The sequence below is a fragment of the Streptomyces albus subsp. chlorinus genome (genome assembly GCF_013302895.1).
GTDB classification, from domain to species: domain Bacteria; phylum Actinomycetota; class Actinomycetes; order Streptomycetales; family Streptomycetaceae; genus Streptomyces; species Streptomyces chlorinus.
The window spans coordinates 5,989,409-5,992,354 of sequence record NZ_VJOK01000001.1 but is presented as its reverse complement, the minus strand read 5'-3'; the positions used below and the strand labels follow the sequence as shown (position 1 = coordinate 5,992,354).

Sequence of the window (2,946 nt, the reverse complement as noted above, 5' to 3'; positions counted from 1 at the left end):
CGAGCACCTGCCCGCCACGGTCGAGTGCGGCACGGTGCGGGTGCCCGTCGACTACACCGAGCCGGACGGCGACCACCTCTCCCTCACCGTCAGCAGGGCCCGTGCCACCGGCGACCCCGGCCAGTACCTGGGGCCGCTCGTCTACAACCCGGGCGGGCCCGGCGGCAACGGCATGAGCTTCCCCCGCTACCCGAAGCTGGGCGGCCTGTGGAAGCGGCTGAACGCGCGCTACGACTTCATCGGGTACGCCCCGCGCGGGGTGGGCCGCTCGGACCCCCTCTCCTGCCAGGACCCCGCGGAGTTCCTCAAGGGACCGAACCCCTCCCCGCGGCACCCCTCCCCCGCCTTCAAGCAGGCGATGAACGCGAAGGCCGCCGCCTACGCCAGGGGCTGCGCCCGGGACCGGCCCGAGCGGCTGCGGCACTACACGACGCCGGACAACGCGCGGGACCTCGACGTGGTGCGGGCGGCGCTGGGCCGGCCCCGGCTCAGCTACCTGGGCGCCTCGTACGGCACCTACATCGGCTCGGTCTACGCGACGCTCTTCCCCGGCCACGTCCACCGCCTGGTCCTGGACAGCGTGGTGGACCCGTCGCCCGACTCGGTGTGGTACCAGGCCAACCTCGACCAGAACCTGGGCTTCGAACGCCGCTGGACGGACTGGAAGCGGTGGGTGGCCGCACACCACGGCAGCTACGGGCTGGGGCGCACGGCGGACGAGGTGCAGACGTCCTTCGACACGGCGATGGCCACCGTGGACCGCGCTCCGGCGGGCGGGACGGTGGGGCAGAAGGAGCTGGTGCAGGCGTTCCTGGAGACCGGGTACGCCGACGTCACCTGGGCGCCGTACGCGCGGGTGCTCTCGGAGTTCCTGCGCGGCAACCCGGCGCCGCTGGTCAAGGTCGCGGCGCCGGACATGGCGCAGGCGGCGAGCGAGGAGAACGGCAACGCCGTCTACAACGCGGTCGAGTGCCAGGACGCCCCCTGGCCCCGGGAGTGGGACCGCTGGGAGCGGGACAACACCGCCTCGGCGGCCCTCGCCCCGTTCAACACCTGGGACAACGCGTGGATGAACCTGCCGTGCGCCTACTGGCACACGACGCCGTCCCGGCCGGTGGACGTGCGCACCGGGCCGGGCGAGCTGCCCCCGGTGCTGCTGGTGGCGGCCACCCGGGACGCGGCCACCCCGTACCAGGGGGCGCTGGAGACCCGGCGCAGGCTGGCGGGTTCCTCGCTGGTGACGGAGGTGGGCGCGGGCAACCACGGGGTGAGCGGCGGCAACCCGTGCGTGGACGCGCACATCGAGCGCTATCTGTTCGAGGGCAGGACGCCGGGCGGGCACGCCGAGTGCGCCGCCCGTCCGGAGCCGAAGCCGGGCGGGCGGCAGCAGTCCAGGACCGTGCCGGTCTCCAACACCCGGGCCGCCCGCTAGCGAACCGGGCCGGGCAGAGCCGGGCAGGGCCTCAGGCCAGCCCGGCCACCAGTTCGGCGACCGGCTTGCGGCGGCCGGTGAAGAAGGGGATCTCCTCGCGGACGTGCCGCCGCGCCTCGGAGCCGCGCAGGTGCCGCATCAGGTCGACGATGCGGTACAGCTCGTCCGCCTCGAAGGCGAGGATCCACTCGTAGTCGCCCAGCGAGAAGGACGGCACGGTGTTGGCCCGCACGTCGGGGAAGCCGCGGGCCATCTTGCCGTGGTCCGCGAGCATCCGGCGGCGGTCCTCGTCGGGCAGCAGGTACCACTCGTAGGAGCGCACGAACGGGTAGACGCTCACATAGGCGCGCGGCTCCTCGTCGGCGAGGAAGGCGGGGATGTGCGACTTGTTGAACTCGGCGGGGCGGTGCAGCGCCATGTTCGACCAGACGGGCTCCAGCGCGCGGCCCAGCCTGGTGCGGCGGAAGCGGTTGTAGGCGTCCTGGAGGGCGTCGGACTCCTCCGAGTGCCACCAGATCATCAGGTCGGCGTCGGCCCGCATCCCGGAGACGTCGTAGGTGCCGCGCACCACTACGTCCTTGGCGGCGAGCTGGGCGAACAGCTCCTCGACCTCGTCCGCGAAGCCGGCGCGGTCCTCGGGGAGCACGTCGCGCAGCCTGAAGACGGACCAGAGGGTGTAGCGGATGACCTCGTTGAGGTCCTTGGCCTTCTTGCCCGCGTTGGGGGCCTTCTGCGGTACGTCACTCATGGCTTGCCTTCTCACCGTTCTCGTTGACCGACTCAGCTGATTGCAGGACGTGCCGGGCCGCGCGCCGTCCTCCGGCCACGCAGGCCGGGACGCCCACGCCCTCGTAGACGGCGCCGGCCACCGCGAGCCCGGGCAGCGCATCGACGGCTGCCCGTACGGCGGCGACGCGCTGGAGGTGTCCGACCGGGTACTGCGGCAGACCGCCGTCCCAGCGGGAGACGAGGGTGTCGACGGGGCGCGCGTCGAGACCGGTGGCGGCGCGCAGATCGCGCAGCGACAGCTCCACCAGCTCGGCGTCGTCCCGCTCCAGCACCCGCTCCTCGCCGTAGCGGCCCAGCGAGGTGCGCAGGACGAACAGGGAGGGGTCCTGGGCGGCGACCCAGTCCCACTTGTGGCTGGAGAACGTGGACGCCTTGATGGCGTGCCCGTCCACCGGGGGCACCAGGAAGCCGCTGCCCGGCGGCAGCCGCTCGGTGTCCGAGCGGCGGAAGGCCAGGGTGACCAGGGCCATCGAGGCGTACTCGACCCGGCCGAGCACCGCTGCCGCGGCGGGCGCGTGCGGGCCCAGCAGCCGGGCGGCCGACGGCGCTGGGGTGGCCAGCACGACGGCGTCGGCGCGCAGCGCCTCGTGCGCGGTGACGGCGAGCCAGCCGGCGCCGTCACCGGCGGGGATGCGGCGCAGCTCGCGGACCGGCGTGCTCAGCCGGATGGCGGCGCCCTTGGCGGTGACCGCCTCGGCGACCGCGACGGGCAGCCGTCCGACTCC

At 73.9% G+C, this 2,946-nt stretch carries 3 protein-coding genes; 1 reads left to right on the top strand and 2 read right to left on the bottom strand.

From position 1 onward, the window contains the following. Positions 1–1,432: alpha/beta hydrolase (locus FM076_RS25965; protein WP_173873325.1), on the top strand; the 1,432-nt coding region annotated here is incomplete at its 5' end. 31 nt (positions 1,433–1,463) lie between these two features. Here the strand turns inward: FM076_RS25965 and hemQ are convergent. Continuing rightward, positions 1,464–2,180 carry a hydrogen peroxide-dependent heme synthase gene (gene hemQ / locus FM076_RS25960; protein ID WP_173873324.1) on the bottom strand — a complete coding sequence of 239 codons (717 nt, stop codon included), beginning with the start codon at positions 2,178–2,180 and terminating at the stop codon, positions 1,464–1,466. Beyond that, a partial coding sequence (locus tag FM076_RS34195; RefSeq protein ID WP_243274642.1) for a protoporphyrinogen/coproporphyrinogen oxidase occupies positions 2,173–2,946 on the bottom strand: 774 nt, incomplete at its 5' end. The genes hemQ and FM076_RS34195, both read right to left, overlap by 8 nt.